Origin of the sequence: Bacteroides sp. ET489 (assembly GCF_030518095.1) — a bacterium.
GTDB classification, from domain to species: Bacteria; Bacteroidota; Bacteroidia; order Bacteroidales; family Bacteroidaceae; genus Bacteroides; species Bacteroides ndongoniae.
Genome location: NZ_JAULLJ010000006.1, coordinates 1 through 23,066 on the forward strand (window position 1 = coordinate 1; position 23,066 = coordinate 23,066).

Below are 23,066 nucleotides of genomic sequence, written 5' to 3' on the forward strand. Positions count from 1 at the left end.
ACTTAATAGACAGTTACCGATTCCCAATGTGACATAGGAATTGTTATTCCGTTACGACCTGCTTCGTTACGCACATCACGCATCTGAGTTTGAGCTTTACTCAGCTGCATTTTCATTTGCATTTCACTACTTCCGCCCCAATCAGTATAACCATGTACTTCTTTATCGGTATCTACTTCTTTCACCTTGACAGATGTGATGCTGTTGTATATAGATTCGGCCATTCTTTCCCATCTGGAATATTGCTGCATATAATAGTCTGCCGACATACCTGTTTTTACTGGTTCCATTTCTATAGTACCCGTCGGCAAAGCTGTACCTCCCTGCCTTAACCGCATAACTGCAGCATAACTTTGTGTTCCCTCATTCAAACAATCATCAGGCGTCTCATACTGAGCGAGACAGACATCATTATACCAGATTTCGATCATATCATGATCCTGTAAATCCCAGTTACAATACTTTTTGTTGATGTAAAGACTACTATTTGTTGTCGAAATACTTAAAGCAACGTCGGCTATGGCAGCGACTTCCTTAGCCGGTACAAAATAATTACGCAATGTCCATTCCGCATCACCTTTGTGTTTCAACTTCAGAAGGAACGAGTGTGCCGGATATGCATGAAATTCCATCATATTGCCTGCAATCCCCATAGGTCGTTGGATTTTTACATATTCACATAAGTAAGTGAACAGAACTCCGGGAACCCATCTGTCATCACAAAACATAGCAATCTTCCCAGCTTCAATACGTGCACTCGAAAAATTGGGTCTAGACGAAGGACTGACATTTTCTTTCCCTACATCAATCGATTCTTTCAAACTATTGTCACGCAATTCGTTGACAGCATTCGACAAATCACCAAATAATTTACGAGTTGCAACTTGTCTTTCTTCTTCTGTCTCATAATTGCAAAGCAGCGTGGCAATGTAACTTCCACCAATTTGCGTAATAGCACATCCATTATTGAGATGTGCTGCCATTTGTTTTTTTGCTTGCTCAATATTCTTGCATACAGATATATATTGCTTGGGTTTGCGTCCATCCTTGTAAGTACAAAATACCCCCACATACTTTCCTGCCGGATTACATTCAACAAACTGAATATAATAGCCCTGTTCCCACATCTTCCTGACGCCATTCAGCATTTCCGAGGAACCGTCGTAAAACTCCAATGCCTGCTGATCAATATCCGTCCCTTGGCTCATGACAACTGCCCACTCCATAGCAGCACCCGACATAGCCGTCAGCTTATAATCTTCTGACCATTGAGACTGTACCCATTTGATTACTTTACTTTGCTTCAGAAAATTACAGGTTTGCGCTGTTATTCCTTTACCTGATGAGAGAACTGTGAACCATTGGTTTTTACCCCACTTGTTCATCGTACCAAAAGCTATTGATGAGACAAAATTTCCATTCGCAGCTTCTTCCTTTATCAGATCAATAATACCAGCTTTCGTATCGTAACTGTACTGCTGACTACCATAACCACTATTATCAGCCGTAAGTGCAAACCAACCGATAGGGGTAAATTTTGCCGCCAAAATTCTTCTACCCTGCCTCCATTCGTTCTTCAAAAATTCATAAGGTGGCTTTTCACCATCCGAATATTTATAATATTGGTCAGTGTAAGGAGAATCTTCGATTAACATTACTAAATTGCCTCCTTCAGCCTTTCCTTTAATAGTAATAAAAAAAAGGATGAACAGCAATAATAAAACTTTTATGAATCTATTACGTTGCATCGAGATACAGAGTTATTAGATTGCATTCAGAAGGAAACAGTCGAACAGAATATTGTCCCTTATACTCACCAGCTGTACACACATAATTCTTTTCACATATTTCCTACTGTAAAAAGAAATACACGAATTTTCATATTGTATAAAAATTCCTCTTACACAGCTTATACAACTGGAAATCACCCCTATACTGACATAAAAAAACTCTACCAGTCTTTATAAGGATGCCTCATCAGCTGCGCATTGTAGTAACGGGCGTCTCCCGTCACTTCCTGCCCGATGAAATCGGGCTTTTCGAAGGGTTCGTCGGGCGAGGACAGTTCGACCTCGGCAATGACCAGCCCTTCGTTTTCGCCATAGAATTCGTCCACTTCGAACACGTGCCGGCCGCTCCGCACCAGGTAGCGCGTCTTGTCGATGGCACCCGGTTCGCAGATTTTCATCAGGTCGCGGGCTTCGTCCAGCGGTATCTCCTTCTCCCACTCGTAACGGCTGATGCCCGAGGCATCGGCGGGTCCCTTTATGGTGAGGTAGCCTTTGTCGTCGCGAATGCGGATGCGCACGGTCCGCCCGCGCGCACTACAGATGTATCCCTGCACAATGCGGCTGCTGGCGTAGGCCTTCGACTTGTACTCGCCGTCGACGAGGAATTTCCGTTCGATCTCTTGTGGCATAATCCTATCTTCTTATCAGCCCCAGAAGGAGTAGAGCACAAACATGGCAATAACCAGGACTACGGCTACGACGCCGATGCCTATCAGAACTTTCTTGCCTTGCTCTTCTTCCTTGCGGGTGTGTCCCATATTTTTCTTATTCTTTCCCATGGTCTTTCTATAGTTTTAAATTCAACGATGAACAAAGTAAGAGGAAAAAAGGGAGGAATGCAAGAAAAAAGAAAGAAAATTTGTGTTTTTCGCGTCCGGCAGGCAATCGGCCGCCATCCGGAGGGCCGGAAACAGGAAATCGGGCCAGAAACAGGGGCTTTACAGGACACTTGTACGGCTCGTGTGGAATGCAAGTGTGGCTCGTGAGCCGTGCAAGTGTCGCTCGCGAGCCGTACAAGTGTCCCACAAACCGCGAACTCCTCATTCTGAATAACCGTACTAAAGCTGTTAAATCTAAACTCAGTTAACAGAAAAGTCTCCATGCTTAAACAATATTAAAAAGCTCTTTATATTGAAACAGCATAGACCTTTATTCCCTATTTTTAAGAACACAAATTCTGAGAACAAAACTCAATAACCACCACAACCCAAACAAAAACATCTATACCATGGAACAACCGGAAAGAAGAAAGTTCCTGAAAGAACTCACGGCCATAGCAGGAGGTCTGCTACTTTGCACCAGTCCTTGGCTATCTGCTTTTTCAGAAACCAAACACACAGAAACCTACAAAGTAAGAATTGGTATCATCGGGCCGGGCTCGCGCGGACAATTTCACATGAATTTTCTCGTCCAAAATCCCAAAGTTGAAATCGTAGCCATATGCGACATATATCAACCGTCAATCGAGAAAGCCTTGAAAATAGCTCCACGCGCCAAAGTGTATCGTGACTACCGCGCATTGCTGAATGATCCCACGGTCGAAGCCGTACTAATAGCCACTCCTTTAGATCTCCATTACCAAATGGCAATGGATGCTTTGGATGCCGGAAAGCACTTATTTTGCGAAAAGACCCTCTGCTACACCCTCGAACAATGCTACAACGTATACCAAAAGTATAAGGCGAGTAAACAAATCTTTTTTGTCGGGCAACAACGCCTGTTCGATCCACGTTACATCAAAGCTATGGCTTTGATTCACGATGGAACCTTCGGCGAAATCAATGCAATACGTGCCTATTGGTATCGCAACAATGACTGGCGCCGCCCCACACCTTCACCCGATCTGGATGAACTCATCAATTGGCGATTATACAAACAGCACTCTAAAGGATTGATGACAGAACTGGCCTGCCATCAGCTGCAAACAGGAACTTGGGCAATGCGTCAAATTCCAAACAAAGTAATGGGACACGGTTCGTTGACATGTTGGAAAGACGGACGTACAGTACATGACAACGTCAGTTGCATCTACATATTCGACAACGGCGTACGCATGACATACGATTCGGTCATCTCGAACAAATTCTACGGCCTGGAAGAAAAAATTCTGGGTCACAAAGGTACCGTAGAACCCGAAAAAGGGAAATACTACTTCGAGCAAACCGATCCTGCTCCCGCCTTCATGCGCCTGATCAACGACATTGAAAACTCCTTGTTCGATGCCATCCCCTTTGCCGGGACAAGCTGGGAACCGGAATCTCCCAACGAAAACACCGGCTTCTTCCTTTTAGGCAAAAGTCCCAAGACCGACGGAACATCACTGATGCTGGATGCTTTTGTCGAAGCCATTAACACCCAGCGCCAACCCGAACAAATAGCCGAAGAAGCCTATTACGCCAGTGCCCTCTCGCTGCTGGGATACCAGGCCATCGAAGAAGAGCAGATACTGACTTTCCCCGATGCCTACAAGCTGAATTATCGGAATCACAGCAATCCCGCATCGCTATAACCTTGTTTCATATCTTCAATAAACGACAAAAGAAATGAAAGACATACTTATTCGAAAAAAACACATCAAACAGGAACTGACATGGCTAGCCGTATGCCTGTTAGTCACCGAAGCCATCAACATCTACGCCATCATTCACTATGACGGACAATGGAACGAAGCCTTCTGCTCTCTGGGTTATGTCTGCATCAGCGCCATCATACTCTACGCCATTCTTGTCCTGATCCGCCTGCTTTTCGCAGGTCTGACACGAATCTTTCGAAAAAAGACATATTAATCTTTATAACCAATCATACATGAAAAAGAAACTGATACTAGCAGCTTTCATGCTGTCGTGTCTGGCCACAGGAAGCCATGCACAAGCCCAATGGGAAAATCTGTTCAACGGTAAAAACTTAAAAGGATGGACACGTCTGAACGGAAACGCTGAATACAAGGTAAAAGACGGAGCCATCGTAGGCATCAGCCGTACCAATACCCCAAACACATTTCTCGTCACTAAGAAAACTTACAGCGACTTCATCCTTGAATTTGAATTCAAAGTAGACGATGGACTGAACTCCGGCGTGCAATTCCGTTCACTCAGCCGGAAAGAAGACCGCAACGGAAGAGTACACGGATATCAATTCGAAATAGACCCGTCGGAACGTGCCTGGACCGGAGGCATCTATGATGAAGCCCGTAGCGGATGGCTCTACTCCTTGTCCGTACCCGAAGCAAAAGCCGCATTCAAAGCCAACCAATGGAACAAAGCACGAATAGAAGCCATAGGAAACAACCTGCGCACATGGGTCAACGATATTCCTTGCGCCAACCTGCTCGACCCACAAACCGCCGAAGGATTCATTGCCCTACAAGTGCACAATATCGGCAACAATAAAAAGTTAGAAGGCAAAACAGTGTGTTGGCGCAACATCCGCATCTGTACCAGCGGATTCGAGCAGGAGCTGTACCCCGAATCGCGCCGAGCAGCTGAAATAAACCGTCTGAACAACGTTCTGTCCGATCAAGAGAAAGCCGAAGGATGGGCATTGCTGTGGGACGGGCAAACAACAAATGGGTGGCGCGGCGCCAAACTCAGCACATTTCCCCAAAAAGGCTGGAGCATCGAAAACGGCATCCTGAAAGTGAAGAAGTCGGAAGGAAAAGAATCGGCCAACGGAGGCGACATTGTAACGATAAAGAAATACCGTAACTTCGAACTGAAAGTAGACTTCAAGCTGACCAAAGGCGCAAACAGCGGCATCAAATATTTTGTAGATCCAAATCTCAACAAAGGTGAAGGATCAGCCATAGGCTGTGAATTTCAAATACTGGATGATAACAACCATCCTGACGCCAAAATGGGAGTATTAGGGAATCGCAAGCTCGCCTCCCTTTACGACCTGATCCCAGCACCTGCCCAAAAGCTCATCTATCCCGACGGCTTCAATACCGCACTCATCAAAGTCAAAGGGAACCGGGTGGAGCATTGGCTGAACGGTGTGAAAATGCTGGAATACGAACGGAACACCGACATGTGGCAAGCCCTCGTAAACTACAGCAAATATCAGAAATGGACAGGCTTTGGCTGTGCAGAGTCCGGGCATATCCTGCTACAGGACCATGGCGACGAAGTATGGTTCAAAAACATCAAAATCAAAGAGCTTCCCTGATATGCCGCACATCAGCCGACACTTCGAAGACAAAGAATTGGTATATGCCTGGTTCGACGCCATGCATACACGAATAGATTTGTTGTTATGGAGCAACCACCATACCTGCGACGAGCTCATTCAGTGCATTGATGCCATCAGCCGAGAGACAGCCCGCATCGAACAAATGGGCAGCCGCTTCCGCCCTGACAGCGAAGTATCTCGCCTCAACGCCACAAAAGCAGGAACATGGTGTAACCTCTCTTACGAATTGTGTCGGCTACTGGACGACTGCATCGACTACAGCAAACAAACCGGAGGACTGTTCGACATTACCGCGTCTCTGCATTCCTCCGGACGCAACTGTACCGACAAGTTTGAAACCGACATCAGGTTATGCCGAGTCCGAAAGCATACCGAAGACGTCCGTATCGACCTTTCCGGCTATCTGAAAGGTTATGCGTTGGGACATGCCGTCTCTTTGGCCCGCCAAAACGGAATACAGAACGGCCTGCTCAACTTCGGCAACAGTTCAATCTATGCCTTGGGGAAACATCCCGAAGGAGGAAAATGGCCGATAGCCTGCCACAAGCACCCGGAACGACCTTATCTGCTTTCAAATCTGTGTCTGACCACATCTGGCAACGAAACTGAGCAACGACGGCACATTATTCATCCGCTAACCGGCGAATACATTACCGGCGAAAAAGAAATCTCGGTCATAACCCGTCTGCCTGAAGAAGGTGAAGTCATGTCCATCGTACAGTTTATTCAAACTTATTCATCCATACAAACGCAAACCTCTGACCAGCACAAACAAGAACAGACTTTAGCGTTTGGTTAACAGAAATCAAACTATTTACACATGAAAAATATCAATCAATCACGCCGTAACTTCCTGCGGCAGGTATCTGTACTTACTGCCGCCACTGCCATTCCGTCGTTTCTGAATGCCGAAAACTTCCCCAAAACTACCCCGACAGGGCGTATTCTGGGCAGTAACGAAAAAGTAAACCTTGCTTGTGTAGGCATAGGCTTCAGAGGTGGCGATATTATCAAAGCATTTGCCCAAACAGGACTTTGTAACATCGTAGCCTTATGCGACATCGACATGGGCGCCCCGCATACCGAAAGTGTCCTGAAAATGTTTCCCAAAGTGCCCCGTTTTCAAGACTTCCGCAAAATGTTCGATCAAATGAGCAACCAGATCGATGCCGTCTGCATCGGTACTCCCGATCACAGTCACTTCCCCATCGCTATGCTGGCCATGTCGCTGGGCAAACACGTATACGTGGAGAAACCCATGGCACACACTTTTTATGAGTGCGAACTGATGATGGAAGCTGAGAAAAAATACAAAGTGGTGACACAAATGGGCAACCAAGGCCATTCCGAAGCCAATTACTTCCAGTTCAAAGCCTGGCAGGAAGCCGGCATCATCAAAAACGTACGCGCGGTGACCGCCCACATGAACAGTCCGCGACGTTGGCACGGATGGGACGCAAAGATGAAAAACTACTTGCTCGGAGAGAGCATACCCAAAACCATGGACTGGGACAACTGGCTCTGCGGCGAAGCCTATCATCCGTACAACAAGGATTATGTAAACGGCCAATGGCGTTGCTGGTATGATTTCGGTATGGGTGCCTTGGGCGACTGGGGAGCGCACATTCTGGACACCGTGCACGAATTCTGCCAACTGGGATTACCCACCGAAATCAACATGTTGCGTGCCGAAGGACACAATCCGTTCTTTTATCCGTTTTCATCGACCATCCAGTTCCGTTTCCCAGCAAGAGGCAACATGCCGCCTGTAGACATCACCTGGTACGACGGCTTGGACAATCTGCCCGAAATTCCGGAAGGCTATGGAAACGTAGCACTCGACCCCAACATTCCGCCAACAGGTACAGGAAAAATCCGCCCCTCCAAACTCAATCCTGGGAAAATCATCTATACCGATGATCTGATATTCAGAGGAGGATCGCACGGCTCCACCCTTTCCATCATCCCTGAAGAGAAAGCCAAAGAAATGGCATCCCAATTACCGGAAGTTCCCCAAAGCCCCTCTAATCATTTCCAGAATTTCCTTCTGGCATGCAAAGGAGAGGAAAAGCCTCGTTCACCGTTCCACATTGCCGGACCACTTAGCCAAGTATTCTGCCTGGGAGTCATTGCCCAACAGCTGAATGCCCACCTCACCTTCGATCCTAAACTGAAACTGTTCACTAATAGTCCGGTAGGAAACTTGCTTTTGCGTAGAGGCATTCCGCGCAAAGGATGGGAAGAGTTCTATCAGCTATAGACAGCGTCGTCAGACCTCGTTTCATACCATTTTACAGGACACTTGTACGGCTCGTGTGGAATGCAAGTGTGGCTCGTGAGCCGTGCAAGTGTCGCTCGCGAGCCGTACAAGTGTCCCAGACGAGCCACACAAGTGTCCCAGAAACCGGTGAAATGTGCCTGTAAAAAAGAGACGCGGCTGCAGGTGCGAATCCCTACAGCCGCGTCCCCGGCCATCCGTGTCCAAGGGGACACGAACGTTATTCTGCTCCGGCAAATTCCATCAGGTAAGCCTTGACGAATCCGTCTATCTTACCGTCCATCACGCCGTTCACGTCGCTTGTCTGGTAGTTGGTGCGGTGGTCTTTCACACGGCGGTCGTCGAAGACGTAGCTGCGGATCTGCGAACCCCACTCAATCTTCTTCTTGCCGGCCTCGACCTTCGCCTGCTCGGCCATGCGGTGCTTCATCTCCTTGTCGTACAGCATGGAGCGGAGGAGTCGCAATGCGTTTTCGCGGTTCTTCGGCTGGTCACGCGTCTCGGTGTTTTCAATCAGGATTTCTTCTTCCTCGCCCGTGTAGGGGTCCTTGTACTGATAACGCAGACGGACACCGGACTCTACCTTGTTCACATTCTGTCCACCCGCACCGCCGCTTCGGAAGGTATCCCACGAAATGCGTGCCGGCTCGATGGTCACTTCGATGGTGTCATCGACCAACGGAGTGACAAAGACGGATGCAAACGAAGTCATTCGCTTGCCCTGTGCATTGTAGGGCGACACGCGTACCAGGCGGTGTACTCCGTTTTCACCTTTCAGGTAACCGTAGGAATAGGGGCCGCTGATTTCGATGGTACAGGTCTTGATGCCCGCCTCGTCACCTTCCTGCAGGTTGGCAATCGTGGCCTTGTAGCCGTGGGTTTCGGCATAGCGCAGGTACATACGCATCAGCATGCTGGCCCAGTCCTGGCTTTCCGTACCTCCGGCACCCGAGTTGATCTTCAGTACGCAGTCCATCTGGTCGGCTTCGTCGCGGAGCATGTTCTTCAGTTCGAGTGCCTCGACGGCTTCGGCGGCTTTGTTGTAAGCCTCGTCCACCTCTTCTTCGGTCACCAGTTCGTCCTTATGGAAGTCGAAGGCCAGCTGCAGTTCGTCGGTCAGGGTCTTCACTTCGTTGTATCCGTCAATCCACTGCTGCAATCCCTTCACTTTCTTCATCTGTGCTTCGGCAGCCTTCTGGTCGTCCCAGAAACCGGGTGCCTGCGTGCGCAGCTGTTCTTCTTCCACTTGTACTTTCTTCCCTTCGATGTCCAGATAGCGGCAGAGCGCTTCGGTACGTTCCTTGATGTCCTTCAGTTGTTCTATGGTAATCATCTGTCTATGTGATTTAGCTGTTATTCTTGATGCCCGACGACGGGATATCTGCAAAAAAGGCGGCTTCCCGCAGCAGATTCTTCCGTTCGGCTTGCAAAGGTATGAAAAAAACGCATAAATTTGCGGTTATCAACCTAATTAAGTATTGCTTATGAACCAACGAATCAGACAATTCGGTTTTTCGCTCCTGCTGCTGGCCACGTTAGGACTGGGCAGCTGCAGTTCGAAGTACAGTTACGAGACTGTTCCCAACGATCCGCTTCAGGCACGCATCTACACCCTGGACAACGGACTGAAAGTGTACATGACCGTCAACAAGGACGAGCCACGCATCCAGACCTACATCGCCGTGCGCGTAGGCGGTAAGAACGACCCCGCCGAGACAACCGGTCTGGCCCATTACTTCGAACATCTGATGTTCAAGGGCACCAACCACTTCGGCACCCAGAACTACGAAGTGGAGAAACCGCTGCTGGACCAGATTGAACAGACGTTCGAAGTCTATCGCAAGACTACCGACGAAGACCAGCGCAAAGCCATCTACCATACCATCGACAGCCTTTCGTACGAGGCCTCGAAGTATGCCATCCCCAACGAGTACGACAAGCTGATGGCCGCCATCGGAGCCAACGGCACCAACGCCTACACCAGCTACGACGTGACCTGCTACACGGAAGACATCCCCAGCAACGAAGTGGAGAACTGGGCCAAGATTCAGGCCGACCGCTTCAAGAACTGCGTCATCCGCGGTTTCCACACCGAGCTGGAAACGGTTTATGAAGAAAAGAACATGTCGCTCACCCAGGATAGCCGCAAGGTATATGAGCAGACCCTTGCCGCCCTCTTCCCCCATCACCCCTACGGCACACAGACCGTGCTGGGTACACAGGAAGACCTGAAGAATCCCTCCATCACCAACATCAAGAACTACTTCAAGACGTGGTACGTGCCCAACAACATGGCCATCTGCCTCAGCGGTGACTTCGACCCCGACCAGATGATTGCCACCATCGACAAGTACTTCGGCGACATGCAGCCCAACCCCAACCTGCCCAAGCTCGACCCGGGCAAGGAAGCACCCATCACCACGCCCATCGTGCGCGAAGTGTTCGGCCCCGAGGCCGAGAACGTAAGCCTGGCATGGCGCTTCCCCGGTGCGGCCAGCAAGGATATCGAAACCCTGCAAATCGTTTCGCAGATATTGTACAACGGACAGGCCGGTCTCATCGACCTCGACCTGACGCAACAGCAGAAGACACTGCTCGCCTACTGCTACCCCATGACCATGAGCGACTACAGCGCCTTCCTGATGGCCGGACGCCCCAAAGCCGGACAGACACTGGACGAAGTGAAGGACCTGCTGCTGGGCGAGCTGAAGAAGCTGCGCGACGGCGACTTTGACGAAAGCCTGCTCGAAGCCAACATCAACAACTTCAAGCTGTACCAGATGAAACAGTTGGAAAGCAACGACGCCCGTGCCGACTGGTTCGTACAGTCGTTCATCAACGGAAGCCAGTGGGCCGACGAAGTGACCGCCCTGGACCGCATGGCCAAACTGACCAAGCAGGACATCGTGGACTTTGCCAACAAGTACCTGAAGGACGACAACTATGCCATCATCTACAAACGTCAGGGCAAGGACCCCAACGAAAAGAAGATAGAGAAACCCCAGATTACGCCCATCGTGATGAACCGTGACACCGCGAGTGCCTTCCTCAAGGAGATTCAGGCAAGCACGGTGCAACCCATCGAACCGGTCTTCTTAGACTTCTCGAAAGACCTGACCCAACTGAAGGCCAAAGACGACATCCCCGTCATCTACCGTCACAACAGCACGAACGACCTGTTCGAACTGATTTACCTCTTCGACATGGGCAACCGCAACGACAAGGCATTAGGCATGGCCGCCCAATACTTAGAGTATCTGGGCACCTCGGACATGACGCCCGAGCAGGTGAAGAGCGAGTTCTACCGCATGGCTTGCACCTTCTATGTGTCGCCGGGCAGCGAACGTACCTATATCGTACTCTCCGGCCTCAACGAAAACATGCCGCAGGCCGTGGCCCTGTTCGAGAAACTGCTGGCCGACGCGCAAGTCAACCCCGAAGCCTATAACAACCTGGTAGCCGACCTGCAGAAGAGCCGCTCCGACGCCAAGCTGAACCAGTCGCAGAACTTCAGCCGACTGATGGTCTATACCGAATGGGGCCCCACCAACTACGCCACCAACCAGCTGAGCGAAGCCGAACTGAAGGCCATGGATCCGCAGCAACTTGTCGACCGCATTCACCAACTGAACAGCTACAAGCACCGCATCACCTACTACGGTCCCAGCAAGACCGAAGAGCTGCTGGCCGTCATCAACAAAGAGCACCGTGTGCCCGACACCCTGAAAGACGTGCCGCAGGGCATCGAGTTCAAGCAACAACTTACGCCGGAAACCAAAGTCTACATCGCTCCCTACGAAGCCAAGAACATCTACATGGCACAGATTTCGAACCGAGGCGAAAAGTATGACCCGGCTATCGAACCCGGTCGCAGACTGTACAACGAATACTTTGGCGGCGGAATGAACTCCATCGTCTTCCAGGAAATGCGCGAAAGCCGCGGACTGGCCTACTCGGCATGGGCCGGAATGGATCGTCCGAGCCTGCCCAAGTACAACTACACGGTCAGCACGTACATCGCCACCCAGAATGACAAACTGATGGACGCCATCCGTACGTTCAACGACATCATCGACAACATGCCCCAGTCCGAAGCCGCCTTCAAGCTGGCCAAGGAAGGCCTCATCGCCCGACTGCGCACCGAACGCATCCTGAAGAGCGACATCATCTGGGCATACATCAACGCACAGGACATGGGCGAAACGACCGACAGCCGCATCCGCCTGTACAACGACGTGCAGACCGCAACCCTGAAGGACGTCATCGACTTCCAGCAGAAATGGATCAAAGGCCGCACGTACAACTATTGCATCCTGGGCGACAAGAAAGAGCTCGACATGGAATCGCTGAAGAAGATAGGTCCCGTCATCGAACTGACCACGGAAGACATCTTCGGCTATTGATACTTCCGCCACCCTGACACGCAGGCGGGTGTACCGGCACAGGGAATTTTCCCTACCGGCACACCCGCCTGTTTTTTGTCCCTCCAACCCTGCTCACAACCGCTCTACGAAGGGGTGCCGAGCAACACAAGTGCGGCTCGCGAGCCACACAAGTGTCCCGGAAATGGAATGCAAGTGTGGCTCGCGAGCCGTGCAAGTGTTGTACAAATGGGGGAGTTGTGCCTCACTTCCCGATATGCACCGGCACTTCCTTCTTCGTCAGCGAATAAGCTTGTGGGGTGTAAAGGTCGGCACGGCCTTCGTACACGCAGCGGTGGCCGGTTTGCGGATTACTGGCATACAAAGTGTAGGAGACACCGGTGAAGCGGTACCAGCACTTAATGGTACACTCTATCTGTGTGAGGGGCGGAACGTCAATGGTGTCGACTACCGACAGCAGATCGTCTGACAGGGGGAAGTGGGTCTTGCCGGGCGCAAATGCAAGCTTCTCACCCAACAACGCCGGGGACTGGAACTTGTCAAGCTCGGGCACATCCACAACAGGCTTTTCTTTGCCGAAGAGCTGGAAGGCTACCTCATCAATGGGCTCGTGCCACTGATCTCCTCCCTGAAAGGTGAACGTCCGCTGGAAGTATTCGTAGGGATGGAGCTCATACTTCCAAGGCGTTTCGGTGGCATTGGTAGGGCCAACCACATACGTCGTGTACATGGCACTATCCTCTTCGAGCCAGAAATTCAGCTTGTAGACAAGGCTGTCCAACTGATAACGGGGCGAAGGGTCGATGTACAGGTCTATCTGTTCGTAATTGTAATCATTGCCCACATTCAGTTGCAGCTGTAACGAGCCGGTACCCAGGTTCTCCGCATCCAGAAAACGGAGTTCTTTCCCCGAAGTACGTTCTATGGTCAGTTTGAAGGTCGAGGAATGAGTCACAAAGCGGAAGGGCTCCTCATCCTGGCAATAAAGCTCCGTGTCCCGCGCCATCAGCGTGCCGTCGAGGCTGTAAATGTCGCCCACGACCGGATCGTAAGTTCCCCCGTTAACCGACTGGGTAAAGTCGATACGGAGCCACAAGCCCAGAGTGCGCCAGTTGGACGCACCGAAACGGAGAATAGCTTCGGAACCGTCGGCAGGCACATGCACCTTTTTTGCCGAAGGCAAGAAATTGTCAACAAATACGTCGCTGTTGCAGCTGCACAGCACGAGCAGCATCAGGTATAGGGTCAGACGGGAAAAAGTTCGCTTCATAACGTTGATGATTTGGATTGGATTGCAAAGAAATGAATTTCCCTTCACTTCTCCAACAATCCAACCCAACAATCAACCTATGTTGACGCTCCGTGTGCGACGAGCTTACTCTTCGTACATGTGGTCGATGATTTCCTTGTAGTTCTGCGCCACGATGGGGCGTTTCAGCTTCAGTGTGTTTGTCAGTTCGCCACGCTCCATGCTGAAGGGTTTGGGCAGCAGCGTAAAGCGTTTCACTTGCTCGTAGTGGGCAAACTGCTGCTGAAGGGTGTCGATGCGGGCACGATACAATGCCTGTATCTTTGGATGCTGCAACAGTTCTTCCATGCTGCTGTAGGCGATGCCTTTCTCCTTGGCATAAGCTTCCACCAGCCCGTAAACGGGGACGATGAGGGCAGAAACGAACTTACGCTCGTCGGCAATGATGGCCACCTGGTCGATGTAGCGATCGATGATGAACTTCGTCTCCAAAGCCTGCGGACAGATGTATTTGCCGTTCGAAGTCTTGAACAAGTCCTTGATGCGGTCGGTCAGGTAGAGCACACGGCCTTCCAGACGTCCGGCGTCGCCCGTATGGAACCATCCGTCCTTGTCGATGGCGGCGGCGGTGGACACCGGTTTGCGATAGTAGCCGGGCGTGATGGTCTTGCCACGCAACAGGATTTCGTTGTTCTCGCCTATCTTCACTTCCAGGTCGGGCATTATCTCGCCTACCGAACCCAGCTCGAAACCTACAGGCGGGAAGCAGGACACGGTGGCCGTCGACTCGGTCAATCCGTAACCCACTACCATGTTGATGCCTACCGAATGAACAAACTCGCACACTTCGTTGGAAACGGCGGCTCCTGCCGTGGGGAAGAAGGTGCCGTTCTCGATGCCGATAGTTTTCTTCAGGATGGCATAGATGGTCTTTTCGTAGAACTTGTATTTCAGGTGAAGCATCAGGGGCGGTGTCTTGCCCTGACGAAGGTAGTCCAGATTGTGTGCCCGCCCTACCTTAAGGGCATCGAGCATCATGGCACGCTTCAGGCCAGTCTCCTGACTGATACGCTCCTGCACGCCCTGATAAACTTTCTCCCAAAAACGGGGAACACTGCACATCACCGTGGGGCGGATCTCCTTGATGGTCATCTGGATGTCCTGTGGACGGAGATTAATACAGACCTGAGTGCCGCGTTGCAGGCAGACATAGGTCCAGCCGCGTTCGAAGACGTGCGTCAACGGCAGGAAGTTCATCGAAACGTCTTTGTCCGTCAGCGAAGGGATACGGATTTCGTGCGTACGGAAGGCTTCCATGTAGTTGTAGTGCATCAGCATGACGCCTTTTGGTTCGCCTGTCGTGCCCGAAGTGTACAGAATGTTGGCAATGTCGCTGTCGGCCACTTCTGCTGTGCGTTTCTCTACTTCGGCTTCGTGCGGCAGCCCCTTGCCCAGTGCAAGGAACTCGTCGAAGTAGATGGACATCGACTGGTCGCGGGCGTCTTTCTGCACCTTGCGGTCGAAGATGATAACTTGCTTGAGCGACGGACACATGCCGAACACACGGATGGCGGCGTCGTATTGAAACTGTTCGCCAACGAAGAGGTAACGGATGCCGGCATCGTTGATGATATACTGCGCCTGTGCAGGCGAACTGGTGGCATAAAGCGGGATGGTGACAGCACGGTCGGCATAGGCGCCGAAGTCCACGTAAAGACATTCGGGTTTGTTCTGCGAGAAGACGCCGATGTTTTCCTGAACTTCCACACCCAGCGTCAGCAGGGCATTGGACACTTGGCGCACTGTCTGCGAGAATTCGTTCCAGGAGACAGCGTTCCACTGTGCTTTTTCATAGTCCCTGTATTTCAGGGCTACTTTATCTCCATACTTCTCCGCCTGGCGGTGTACCATGACGGACAAATGATGATAAGCCATGTCTGTTATAAAATTGGTTAATGTTTTGCAAAGGTAGTGGTTTCATTTGAAACTATCTGCCTCCTTATGATAAAATATTCGGAGCAAAACCTCCCAAGCGGGATATTCCTATACAAAAAACAAGAATTACCTGATTTTCTTACCTGCCGATTAACAAAAAATCAAATATATTCCTATATTTGCAATTGAGTAACCCTTAAATTTTAACAAGCATGAAAAAGTTTTTAGCATTAGTAGCATTATTAGTGGCCGGCATTTCGGGCATGAATGCACAGGAGAGTCTTAAGTGGGGTATCACCGCAGGTCTTAATTCAAGCAACTTCTCGGTAAGCGGATTCGACAGCCGCATCGGTTTCCATGCCGGTGTAAAGGCCGAAATGGGACTTCCCCAACTGGCCGATGGAATCTATCTGGACATGGGAGCACTACTCTCGCTGAAAGGTGCCAAAGTAGATCTTGGCCCTGCAGGATCTGTTAAATACAATCCTTTCTATCTGGAAATCCCTATTCACATGGGTTACAAATATGCCGTTAACGACAAGTTTGCTATCTTCGGCAACTTCGGTCCTTACATTGGCATCGGACTGTTCGGCAAAGCAAAAGCCAGCGGTGAACTGATGGAAGGCGAAGACACTTCTGTCAATGTCTTCGGTGACGATGCCATGAAACGCTTTGACTTTGGTCTGGGGCTGAAAGCAGGCGTAGAACTGAATCAAAAATACCAGTTATCCATCGGCTACGACTGGGGCTTGATTGACAACATCGAAGACAGCGGCAACAAGAACCGCAATCTGATGATTTCACTCGTGTACTTCTTATAACCGAAGAATATACCGAGGAAATTACTTCCTCTTCTTGTGTGGGCAATTCCGCAAGCCGCCAGGCAACGGAGTTGCCCACACCTCTTTTTTACCACCCACCCGACATCGCCCTAGACCCTACAAAAGGGCACTTTGAGCCACACTTGCACGGCTCGTGAGAGACACTTGTACGGCTCACGAGAAACACTTGCACGGCTCGCGAGCCACACTTGTGTCCCAGAAATGCACTGCCAGCGACGAGTTTTTTCCACGGCGGCGTGCGTTGTCTTTCACTTTTTATCCGTAAGTTTGCAACAGTAAAATCAAACTTCTGCTTATGACCTACGACATACCTACCCTGGCTTCGGACGCCATCGGCCTGCTGAAGTCGCTGATAGCCATCCCCTCCGTAAGCCGCGACGAACAACAGGCGGCCGACTTCCTGCAACGCTACATCGAAATGCAAGGAATGGATACCGGACGGAAAGGCAACAACGTGTGGTGCCTCAGCCCCATGTTCGACCTGAACAAACCGACCCTGCTGCTCAATTCGCACATCGACACCGTGAAGCCCGTCAACGGCTGGCGGAAAGATCCGTTTACCCCGCAACTGGAACCTAACGGCAAGCTCTACGGACTGGGCAGCAACGATGCCGGTGCCAGCCTTGTCAGTCTGCTGCAAGTGTTCCTCCAGCTGTGCCGCACACGCCAGCACTACAACCTGATCTACCTGGCTTCGTGCGAGGAAGAAGTTTCCGGCGCCGGAGGCATCGAATGCGTGCTTCCCGAACTGCCGCCCCTGGCGTTTGCCCTCGTGGGCGAACCTACCGAAATGCAACCCGCCATTGCCGAAAAGGGTCTGATGGTGCTCGACGTCACTGCCACAGGCCGCTCGGGACACGCTGCCCGCGAAGAAGGCGACAACGCCATCTACAAGGTGCTGGACGACATCGCCTGGTTTCGCGACTACCGCTTCGAGCAAGTATCGCCCCTGCTGGGTCCTGTCAAGATGAGCGTAACCATGGTCAATGCCGGCACCCAGCACAACGTCATCCCCGACCGCTGTACGTTCGTGGTGGACATCCGCAGCAACGAGTGTTACACCAATCAGGCATTGTTCGACGAAATCACCCGCCACATCCATTGTCAGGCCAAGGCCCGCTCCTTCCGACTGAGTTCATCACACGTATCGCCCAAGCATCCGCTGGTGCAACGCGCCGTCGCCCTGGGTCGCACACCTTTCGGCTCGCCCACCCTCTCCGACCAGGCCCTGCTGTCGTGTCCCTCGATGAAGATGGGTCCCGGCAAAAGCGCCCGCTCGCACACGGCCGACGAATTCATTTTCGTAAAAGAAATAGAAGAGGCTATCGGACTGTATCTGGAGTTGCTGGACGGAGCACAGCTGTAAACCTGTTACCCCTAAACAGTATCAACGCTCCAGCCACCCCTCCGGATTCAGCTTTTCCTTCTCCTTGCGGAGCTGGAAGTGGAGAACGGTGCGACCGCCGTCGGAAGCATCGGAGAAGACGGTACCGAGCGACTGACGGGTCTTCACCGTGTCGCCCGTCTTGACGGAGGCTGAAGAAAGGTTGCAATAGACGGAGATGTAGGCGCCGTGGCGGACAAGGATGTTGAACAGGCCGTTTAGCTTGAAGACGGCAGCTACCTTACCGTCGAAGATGGCACGTGCCTGTGCGCCGGGCTTGCCCTGGATGTCGATACCCTTGTTGTCGAGCTTCACCCCGCGAAGCCCCTCGACGCTGTATTGCCCGTAGTGGCTGGTGATGAGGTAAGGACCCGTGATGGGCATGGGCAGCTTGCCGCGGTTGCTGACAAAGGTGCCCGACAGTTCGCGGTCGGCCTTGCTCATGTTGAACCGCTCCAACGGAGCAGCTTTCGACTTGGTGCCCGACGAGCCGCTTTTAGTCCCCTCTGACTTACGGCGTGCGGCAGCTTCGCGACGGGCTTCTTCCTCGGCCCGCTTGCGTGCCTTCTCTATCTCTTCGGCTATCAGGCGATCGATACGGGCATTCAGTTGGTTGGCCTCGCGGCGTTTGCGCGATATTTCGTTCTGCAGTCCGCGCTGCTTCTTTTGCAGATTGGCAATGAGGGTGCGTTTCTCTTTCTCCTGCGCCTCCAGTTTTCCCTTTTCGGCTTCACGCTCCTTCAGCAGACTTTCCTTGGCCTGCTTCACCTGTTTCAGTTCGGCTTGCTTGGCAGCAATCTGTTGCTGCTTTTTCTGAATTTCTTCGCCTTGCAGACGCTGGTAGGTGGCATACTCGCGCACGTAACGCAGACGGCGGTAGGTTTGTGCCAGGTTTTCGGCAGAGAAGATGAACATCAGCTTTTCTTCAACCGAACGGTTCTTGTACAGGTAACGCACGGAAGCGGCATACTTCTGGCGCTTCTCCTTAAGCTGACGGCGCAACGTAGTGAGTTGGCGGTTGAGCGAGGAAAGTTCCTGCTCGATGGCTTCCATGTCGCGGTTGATGCTGAGGATGTAACGTTTCCGTTCTTCTATCTGTCCGGTCAGTGCGGCAAGGCCGTTCAGCTGGCTGCCCACGGTTTTCTTGGTAGACTTCAACAGGGTTTCGGTCTCGGCAATCTGTTTCTGCAAGTCGCCACGCTTGTTTTCCAGCTCCTTGATCAGTTTGTTCGACTGAGCCAGAAGCGGCGATGCACAGGTGCACAAGAGGAAGAGAAGAATCAGTATTCGGGACATTTCGGAAACGGTTAGGGACTTATAAATTCAACGTTGTTCAGTACTCCGGCGACCGCCTTGGGTTCAGGCGGAAAGATCGAGCAGCATTTCGAGCAGCTCTTCCAGCGTCACTTCGCGATAGCGGGAAGAAACTTCGGTGGGCGTCAGACTGATGGGTTTGTTGGAGAACTCGGTCAGCTCGATGCGACACTTTTCGAGGTCTTTCAGCCCCAGCTCCTTGCCGTCGATCCAGTTCTTGGCACCTGGACGCGAAGCCTTGAAGAGCATCTTCTCCAGATTCTCGAAGTTGGCCTTGCGGGGCAGCATGCCGCGAAGTTCGCCACGGGTGACACGCACGTAGCGTTTCCCCATACGGTCGACGAGCAACACCTCATCGGGCGTAATATCCATTCGTGCTACCTCGGTGCGCAGGATAGGCATGAGGAAAGAAAGCTGCATACGCTCGCCACTCTTCAGTTTCATGGTGCCGCTTACGGTGAACGTGGCATCCTTGTGGGGGATGGTCAGTCGGACTTTCGACGACAGGCAGAGGGACTGTGCACCATGGCTTTCGGCCTTGCGCGAGGTCTTACAGCCGGCCAGACTTACGGTCAGCAACACAAGAAGCATCAGCCGCAGGCAGAGGCGGGCGGTGAAGAACGGTGTCCGCACGGCAGCGGAACGCAGAATGGAAGTGTTATCGGTCATTGTTTCGGATATTATCGGTTGATATATATGGTTTCATTATCGGCGGGAAGAAGCAGACCGGTGCCGGCCAATGGCATCAGTCGGCAGGAATATACTTCTTCTTCTCGATTTTTTCTTTCAGCTTGGGCGACTTGCATCCCATGTCGAGGGCTTGTTTCCAGTACTTCAGGGCACCGTCCACGTCGCCTGTCATGTAGTAGATGTCACCGCAATGCTCTACGACGTCCTCGCTCTGCCCGCCGCCGTTCTTCATGGCGTCGTCAATGTAGAGGCGTGCCTCGGCATAGTTGCCCTTTTCGAAGAGAATCCAGGCGTACGTGTCGAGGTAGGTGGCATTGCCCGGCTCGGCCTTGACGGTGCGATAGCTCATTTCCTCGGCACGGTCGAGGTCGCGGCGTTCGAGCGAGAGGTAGTAGGCGTAGTTGTTGAGCACAACGATGTTGTCGGGGTTGTAGACCAGTGCTGAGTCGTAGGCGGCATAGGCCTGCTCGGTCATGCCGTCGGTGTGGTAGGCATCGCCCATGATGGCATAGAAGTCGGACACGAGATCTTTCTTGCTTTCGGGGGTGACGCGTTCCAGTGCTTTCCGACAGGTGGAAAGCACGTCGGCGGTGCGATTGTCCTGGTTGTAGCCGATGGCCAGGTAGAAGTAGAATTCGAGCATATCGGGATTGGATTCTACTCCGGCCTCGCAGAGGTCGACCACAGCTTTATTGTCGTTCTGCCGTACGGCTTCGCCCAAAAGTGTCATACGGGCAGCCGTGTTGGTAGGATCGATATCGAGCACGCGTCTGAGCACGGGGAGCGACTGTTGGTTCATGCCTTTCGACAGGAGGTACTGTGCATAGAGCATGGGCAGGTCGGGCTCGTCGGGGTCTTGCTGCATGATGCGGTCGAAGAGGGTGATGATGCGCAAGCTGTCGCCGTCGGCCTGCTCGTTGCGGATGATGAGCTGGCGCATGATGTTGGACTTGATGTCGGGCGTCACCTTGCGGTTGAGCAGCAGGGAGTCGAGTTGCTGCTGGTAGAGGGAGTCCTGACCCGTTTCTTCGTAATAGCTTGCCAGCGAGTACATGGCCATGGCGTTGTCGGGTTCTTCGGCAAGCACCTGCTGGTAGATGTCGTAGGCTTCGTCTTTCTTGCCGTTCTGCAAGCAGACGTCGCCCAGCACAACGCGGTAGCGCAGGTCCTGGGGATATTCGGCCACAAGGTTCTCCATCTCGCCGAAAGCGCGCTTGTTGTCGCCCTTGCGCAGATAGATGCGGAACTTCTCAAGGCTGAGCTGTTCGTTCTTGCCCATGCGCTGTTCGAGCAGGTTCAGCACGTCGAGCACCCGGTCGTAGTCTTCCTGCTGGTTGTAGATTTCGAGCAGGCTGTACAGAGGGTCGATACGGGTGGAAAAGCGCTGCACCATATCTTCGAGCAGGACGGTTGCCTTTTCGGCCTCGTTCTGCTGCAGGTAGAGCTGCGACAGGGCCTGGGCGTACCAGTAATTGTCGGGGTCGGCAGCTACGGCCTGTTCGATGGTGGTCGTGGCACGGGCGGGCTGCTTCAGGTAGAGGTAGTACTGAGCCAGCTCGTACAAGGCCGAAGCGTCGTGCGAATTGATGGCAAGACTGTGTTGCAACAGGTCGAAGGCAGCATCGTAGTCGCCCGCCTGCTTCAGGCGGATGGCTTCGAGGAAGTAGTAGTCGAACTTGCGCTGCTGCTCCTCGGTGAGTTGGGGCACGGGAGCGGCTTCGGCCTGACGCTTCTGCTTGTTGCGCTTCTTCTTCGGCTTTTTGGCGTCGGGCTTCTTCTTGTTGGCGGCGGTGTGAGCACCTGCGATGGCAGCCGATGCCGCCAGTCCGCCGGGCAGTCCGCCTACGATGGCGGCATAGGAAGTCATACACAGGGCGCTCATCCAGAGCGCGAGCAATATTTTTATTCCGAGTTTCATGCTACGTTTGTTCGTTAGTTTTTGCCCGTGTGGCCGAAACCTCCGGCTCCACGTTCTGTTTCGTCCAACACTTCCACTTCCTGCCACACGGCCTGCTCGTGGCGGGCTATCACCATCTGGGCGATGCGTTCGCCGTCTTCGATGACGAAAGGCTCGGCCGACAGGTTAACAAGGATGATGCAGACCTCGCCGCGATAGTCGGCATCGATGGTGCCGGGCGAGTTGAGCACAGTGATGCCCTTCTTCAAGGCCAGTCCGCTACGCGGGCGAATTTGCGCCTCGAAGCCCGCAGGCAAGGCGATGTAAAGCCCCGTGGGTACCAGGCAGCGCTGCATGGGAGCCAGCGTGATGGGTTCTGTCAGATTGGCGCGGATGTCCATTCCCGCCGAGAGCGAAGTGGCATAAGCCGGAAGCGGATGCTTCGATTTATTGATAATCTGTACGTTCAGCATATTCTTGTTCGGTATTTGGCGCCTGCCCTACCGACGGATGACGACGAAAAGCAGGCCTCGTTTTAACGGGCAAAAATACAGATTTTGAAGCAAACGGACACAATTTTGCAGTTAAATAATGAGAAACACGTTCGAAGCCGCGGGCAAAGGCTGAGTTCCAGAAATCAATCTGACGAAAATCCAGACCAAAAGCAAGCAAAAAGACAGAAAAACGCCCGTTTCAGCAACAACGCCTTCCGACAAAACCTGCAAAGCAGGGAAACCGGAAGCAGCCGATATGCAGAAAAGGGCATGAATATACACGAAAAAGAGCCGGATTGTGCATACCTATGCGTCGGAAACGATGCTACACTGCGCCGGAATGCTTGTGCGGAAGGAGAGCAACGCTTGTCCGGCTCGGCTGAAATGCTTGTGTGGCTCGACCGGATTGCTTGTGCGGCTCGGGAAGAAAGCAGACGACGGATGCGAAGAGGGCACTGAACGAAGGCAAGAAGCATCTTTCGCCTCCAGAATATTTGTAAGCATTTCGCTACCATACTATCCGACAGACAGATAAGCAGTTTCCGCTTCGAAAACAGCCGGTGCGCCGCACCTCCGGACGAAAAACGCGAATCTGAGGCGACCGGCGCGACAAAGTGTCAAAA

The 23,066-nt window shown here is 52.1% G+C and carries 19 protein-coding genes; 9 read left to right on the forward strand and 10 right to left on the reverse strand.

The genetic code is table 11. The features are described from left to right. Positions 1-2: 2 nt before the first annotated feature. From Q3C19_RS04780 to Q3C19_RS04790, 3 genes are all read right to left on the reverse strand, one after another. Positions 3-1,748, reverse strand: a complete 1,746-nt coding sequence (locus Q3C19_RS04780) for a hypothetical protein (RefSeq protein WP_277120814.1) — start codon at positions 1,746-1,748, stop codon at positions 3-5. A 203-nt stretch (positions 1,749-1,951) separates the two neighbouring features. Further along, positions 1,952-2,419, reverse strand: coding sequence for a CYTH domain-containing protein (locus Q3C19_RS04785; RefSeq protein ID WP_277120813.1), 468 nt, complete (start codon positions 2,417-2,419; stop codon positions 1,952-1,954). A gap of 15 nt (positions 2,420-2,434) precedes the next feature. Continuing rightward, on the reverse strand, positions 2,435-2,569 hold the full coding sequence (locus tag Q3C19_RS04790) for a hypothetical protein (protein ID WP_022163870.1): 135 nt from the start codon (positions 2,567-2,569) through the stop codon (positions 2,435-2,437). Positions 2,570-3,018: 449 nt separating this feature from the next. Here Q3C19_RS04790 and Q3C19_RS04795 point away from each other — a divergent pair, with 449 nt between their 5' ends. The 5 genes from Q3C19_RS04795 to Q3C19_RS04815 are packed head-to-tail and all read left to right on the forward strand — an operon-like array spanning position 3,019 to position 8,238. Further along, the gene (locus Q3C19_RS04795) at positions 3,019-4,299 is read left to right on the forward strand and encodes a Gfo/Idh/MocA family protein (protein WP_277120812.1); all 1,281 of its coding nucleotides are present in this window, start codon (positions 3,019-3,021) and stop codon (positions 4,297-4,299) included. A gap of 34 nt (positions 4,300-4,333) precedes the next feature. After that, a complete protein-coding gene (locus Q3C19_RS04800; RefSeq protein WP_277120811.1) occupies positions 4,334-4,576 on the forward strand; it encodes a hypothetical protein in 243 nt (80 codons plus the stop codon). A gap of 19 nt (positions 4,577-4,595) precedes the next feature. Next, positions 4,596-5,954, forward strand: coding sequence for a DUF1080 domain-containing protein (locus Q3C19_RS04805; protein WP_277120810.1), 1,359 nt, complete (start codon positions 4,596-4,598; stop codon positions 5,952-5,954). A 1-nt stretch (position 5,955) separates the two neighbouring features. Next, entirely contained in the window at positions 5,956-6,777 is an 822-nt protein-coding gene (locus Q3C19_RS04810; protein ID WP_277120809.1) for an FAD:protein FMN transferase, read from the forward strand. 21 nt (positions 6,778-6,798) lie between these two features. Beyond that, positions 6,799-8,238: a Gfo/Idh/MocA family oxidoreductase gene (locus Q3C19_RS04815; RefSeq protein ID WP_277120808.1), complete on the forward strand. Its 1,440-nt coding sequence runs from the start codon at positions 6,799-6,801 to the stop codon at positions 8,236-8,238. Positions 8,239-8,476: 238 nt separating this feature from the next. On the opposite strand, the gene prfB is transcribed toward Q3C19_RS04815, so the two are convergent. Further along, positions 8,477-9,589 (reverse strand): peptide chain release factor 2, encoded by a 1,113-nt coding sequence (gene prfB / locus Q3C19_RS04820; protein ID WP_302727569.1) that lies wholly within the window; start codon positions 9,587-9,589, stop codon positions 8,477-8,479. Positions 9,590-9,740: 151 nt separating this feature from the next. On the opposite strand from prfB, the gene Q3C19_RS04825 reads away from it, so the two are divergent. After that, positions 9,741-12,659, forward strand: a complete 2,919-nt coding sequence (locus tag Q3C19_RS04825) for a pitrilysin family protein (protein WP_302727570.1) — start codon at positions 9,741-9,743, stop codon at positions 12,657-12,659. 223 nt (positions 12,660-12,882) lie between these two features. Here Q3C19_RS04825 and Q3C19_RS04830 read toward each other — a convergent pair whose 3' ends face one another. Beyond that, positions 12,883-13,908: a hypothetical protein gene (locus Q3C19_RS04830; RefSeq protein WP_302727571.1), complete on the reverse strand. Its 1,026-nt coding sequence runs from the start codon at positions 13,906-13,908 to the stop codon at positions 12,883-12,885. Between the two features lie 105 nt (positions 13,909-14,013). Further along, positions 14,014-15,822 carry a long-chain fatty acid--CoA ligase gene (locus tag Q3C19_RS04835; protein ID WP_302727573.1) on the reverse strand — a complete coding sequence of 603 codons (1,809 nt, stop codon included), beginning with the start codon at positions 15,820-15,822 and terminating at the stop codon, positions 14,014-14,016. A 212-nt stretch (positions 15,823-16,034) separates the two neighbouring features. Between Q3C19_RS04835 and Q3C19_RS04840 the strand changes: the two genes are divergently transcribed. Both Q3C19_RS04840 and Q3C19_RS04845 read left to right on the forward strand, forming a co-directional pair. Then, positions 16,035-16,643, forward strand: coding sequence for a porin family protein (locus Q3C19_RS04840; RefSeq protein WP_022163875.1), 609 nt, complete (start codon positions 16,035-16,037; stop codon positions 16,641-16,643). Positions 16,644-16,959: 316 nt separating this feature from the next. Beyond that, positions 16,960-18,030, forward strand: coding sequence for a M20 family metallo-hydrolase (locus Q3C19_RS04845; RefSeq protein WP_071148409.1), 1,071 nt, complete (start codon positions 16,960-16,962; stop codon positions 18,028-18,030). Positions 18,031-18,051: 21 nt separating this feature from the next. Here Q3C19_RS04845 and Q3C19_RS04850 read toward each other — a convergent pair whose 3' ends face one another. The 4 genes from Q3C19_RS04850 to dut form a co-directional block, all read right to left on the reverse strand. Next, positions 18,052-19,344 carry a murein hydrolase activator EnvC gene (locus Q3C19_RS04850; protein WP_022163877.1) on the reverse strand — a complete coding sequence of 431 codons (1,293 nt, stop codon included), beginning with the start codon at positions 19,342-19,344 and terminating at the stop codon, positions 18,052-18,054. A 63-nt stretch (positions 19,345-19,407) separates the two neighbouring features. Continuing rightward, positions 19,408-19,953 (reverse strand): DUF4292 domain-containing protein, encoded by a 546-nt coding sequence (locus Q3C19_RS04855; RefSeq protein ID WP_302727740.1) that lies wholly within the window; start codon positions 19,951-19,953, stop codon positions 19,408-19,410. Positions 19,954-20,107: 154 nt separating this feature from the next. Next, positions 20,108-21,970, reverse strand: a complete 1,863-nt coding sequence (locus Q3C19_RS04860) for a tetratricopeptide repeat protein (RefSeq protein ID WP_302727577.1) — start codon at positions 21,968-21,970, stop codon at positions 20,108-20,110. Positions 21,971-21,984: 14 nt separating this feature from the next. Further along, positions 21,985-22,419 carry a dUTP diphosphatase gene (dut, locus tag Q3C19_RS04865; RefSeq protein WP_071148589.1) on the reverse strand — a complete coding sequence of 145 codons (435 nt, stop codon included), beginning with the start codon at positions 22,417-22,419 and terminating at the stop codon, positions 21,985-21,987. Between the two features lie 294 nt (positions 22,420-22,713). On the opposite strand from dut, the gene Q3C19_RS04870 reads away from it, so the two are divergent. Next, entirely contained in the window at positions 22,714-22,902 is a 189-nt protein-coding gene (locus tag Q3C19_RS04870; RefSeq protein WP_277120799.1) for a hypothetical protein, read from the forward strand. Positions 22,903-23,066: the final 164 nt, after the last annotated feature.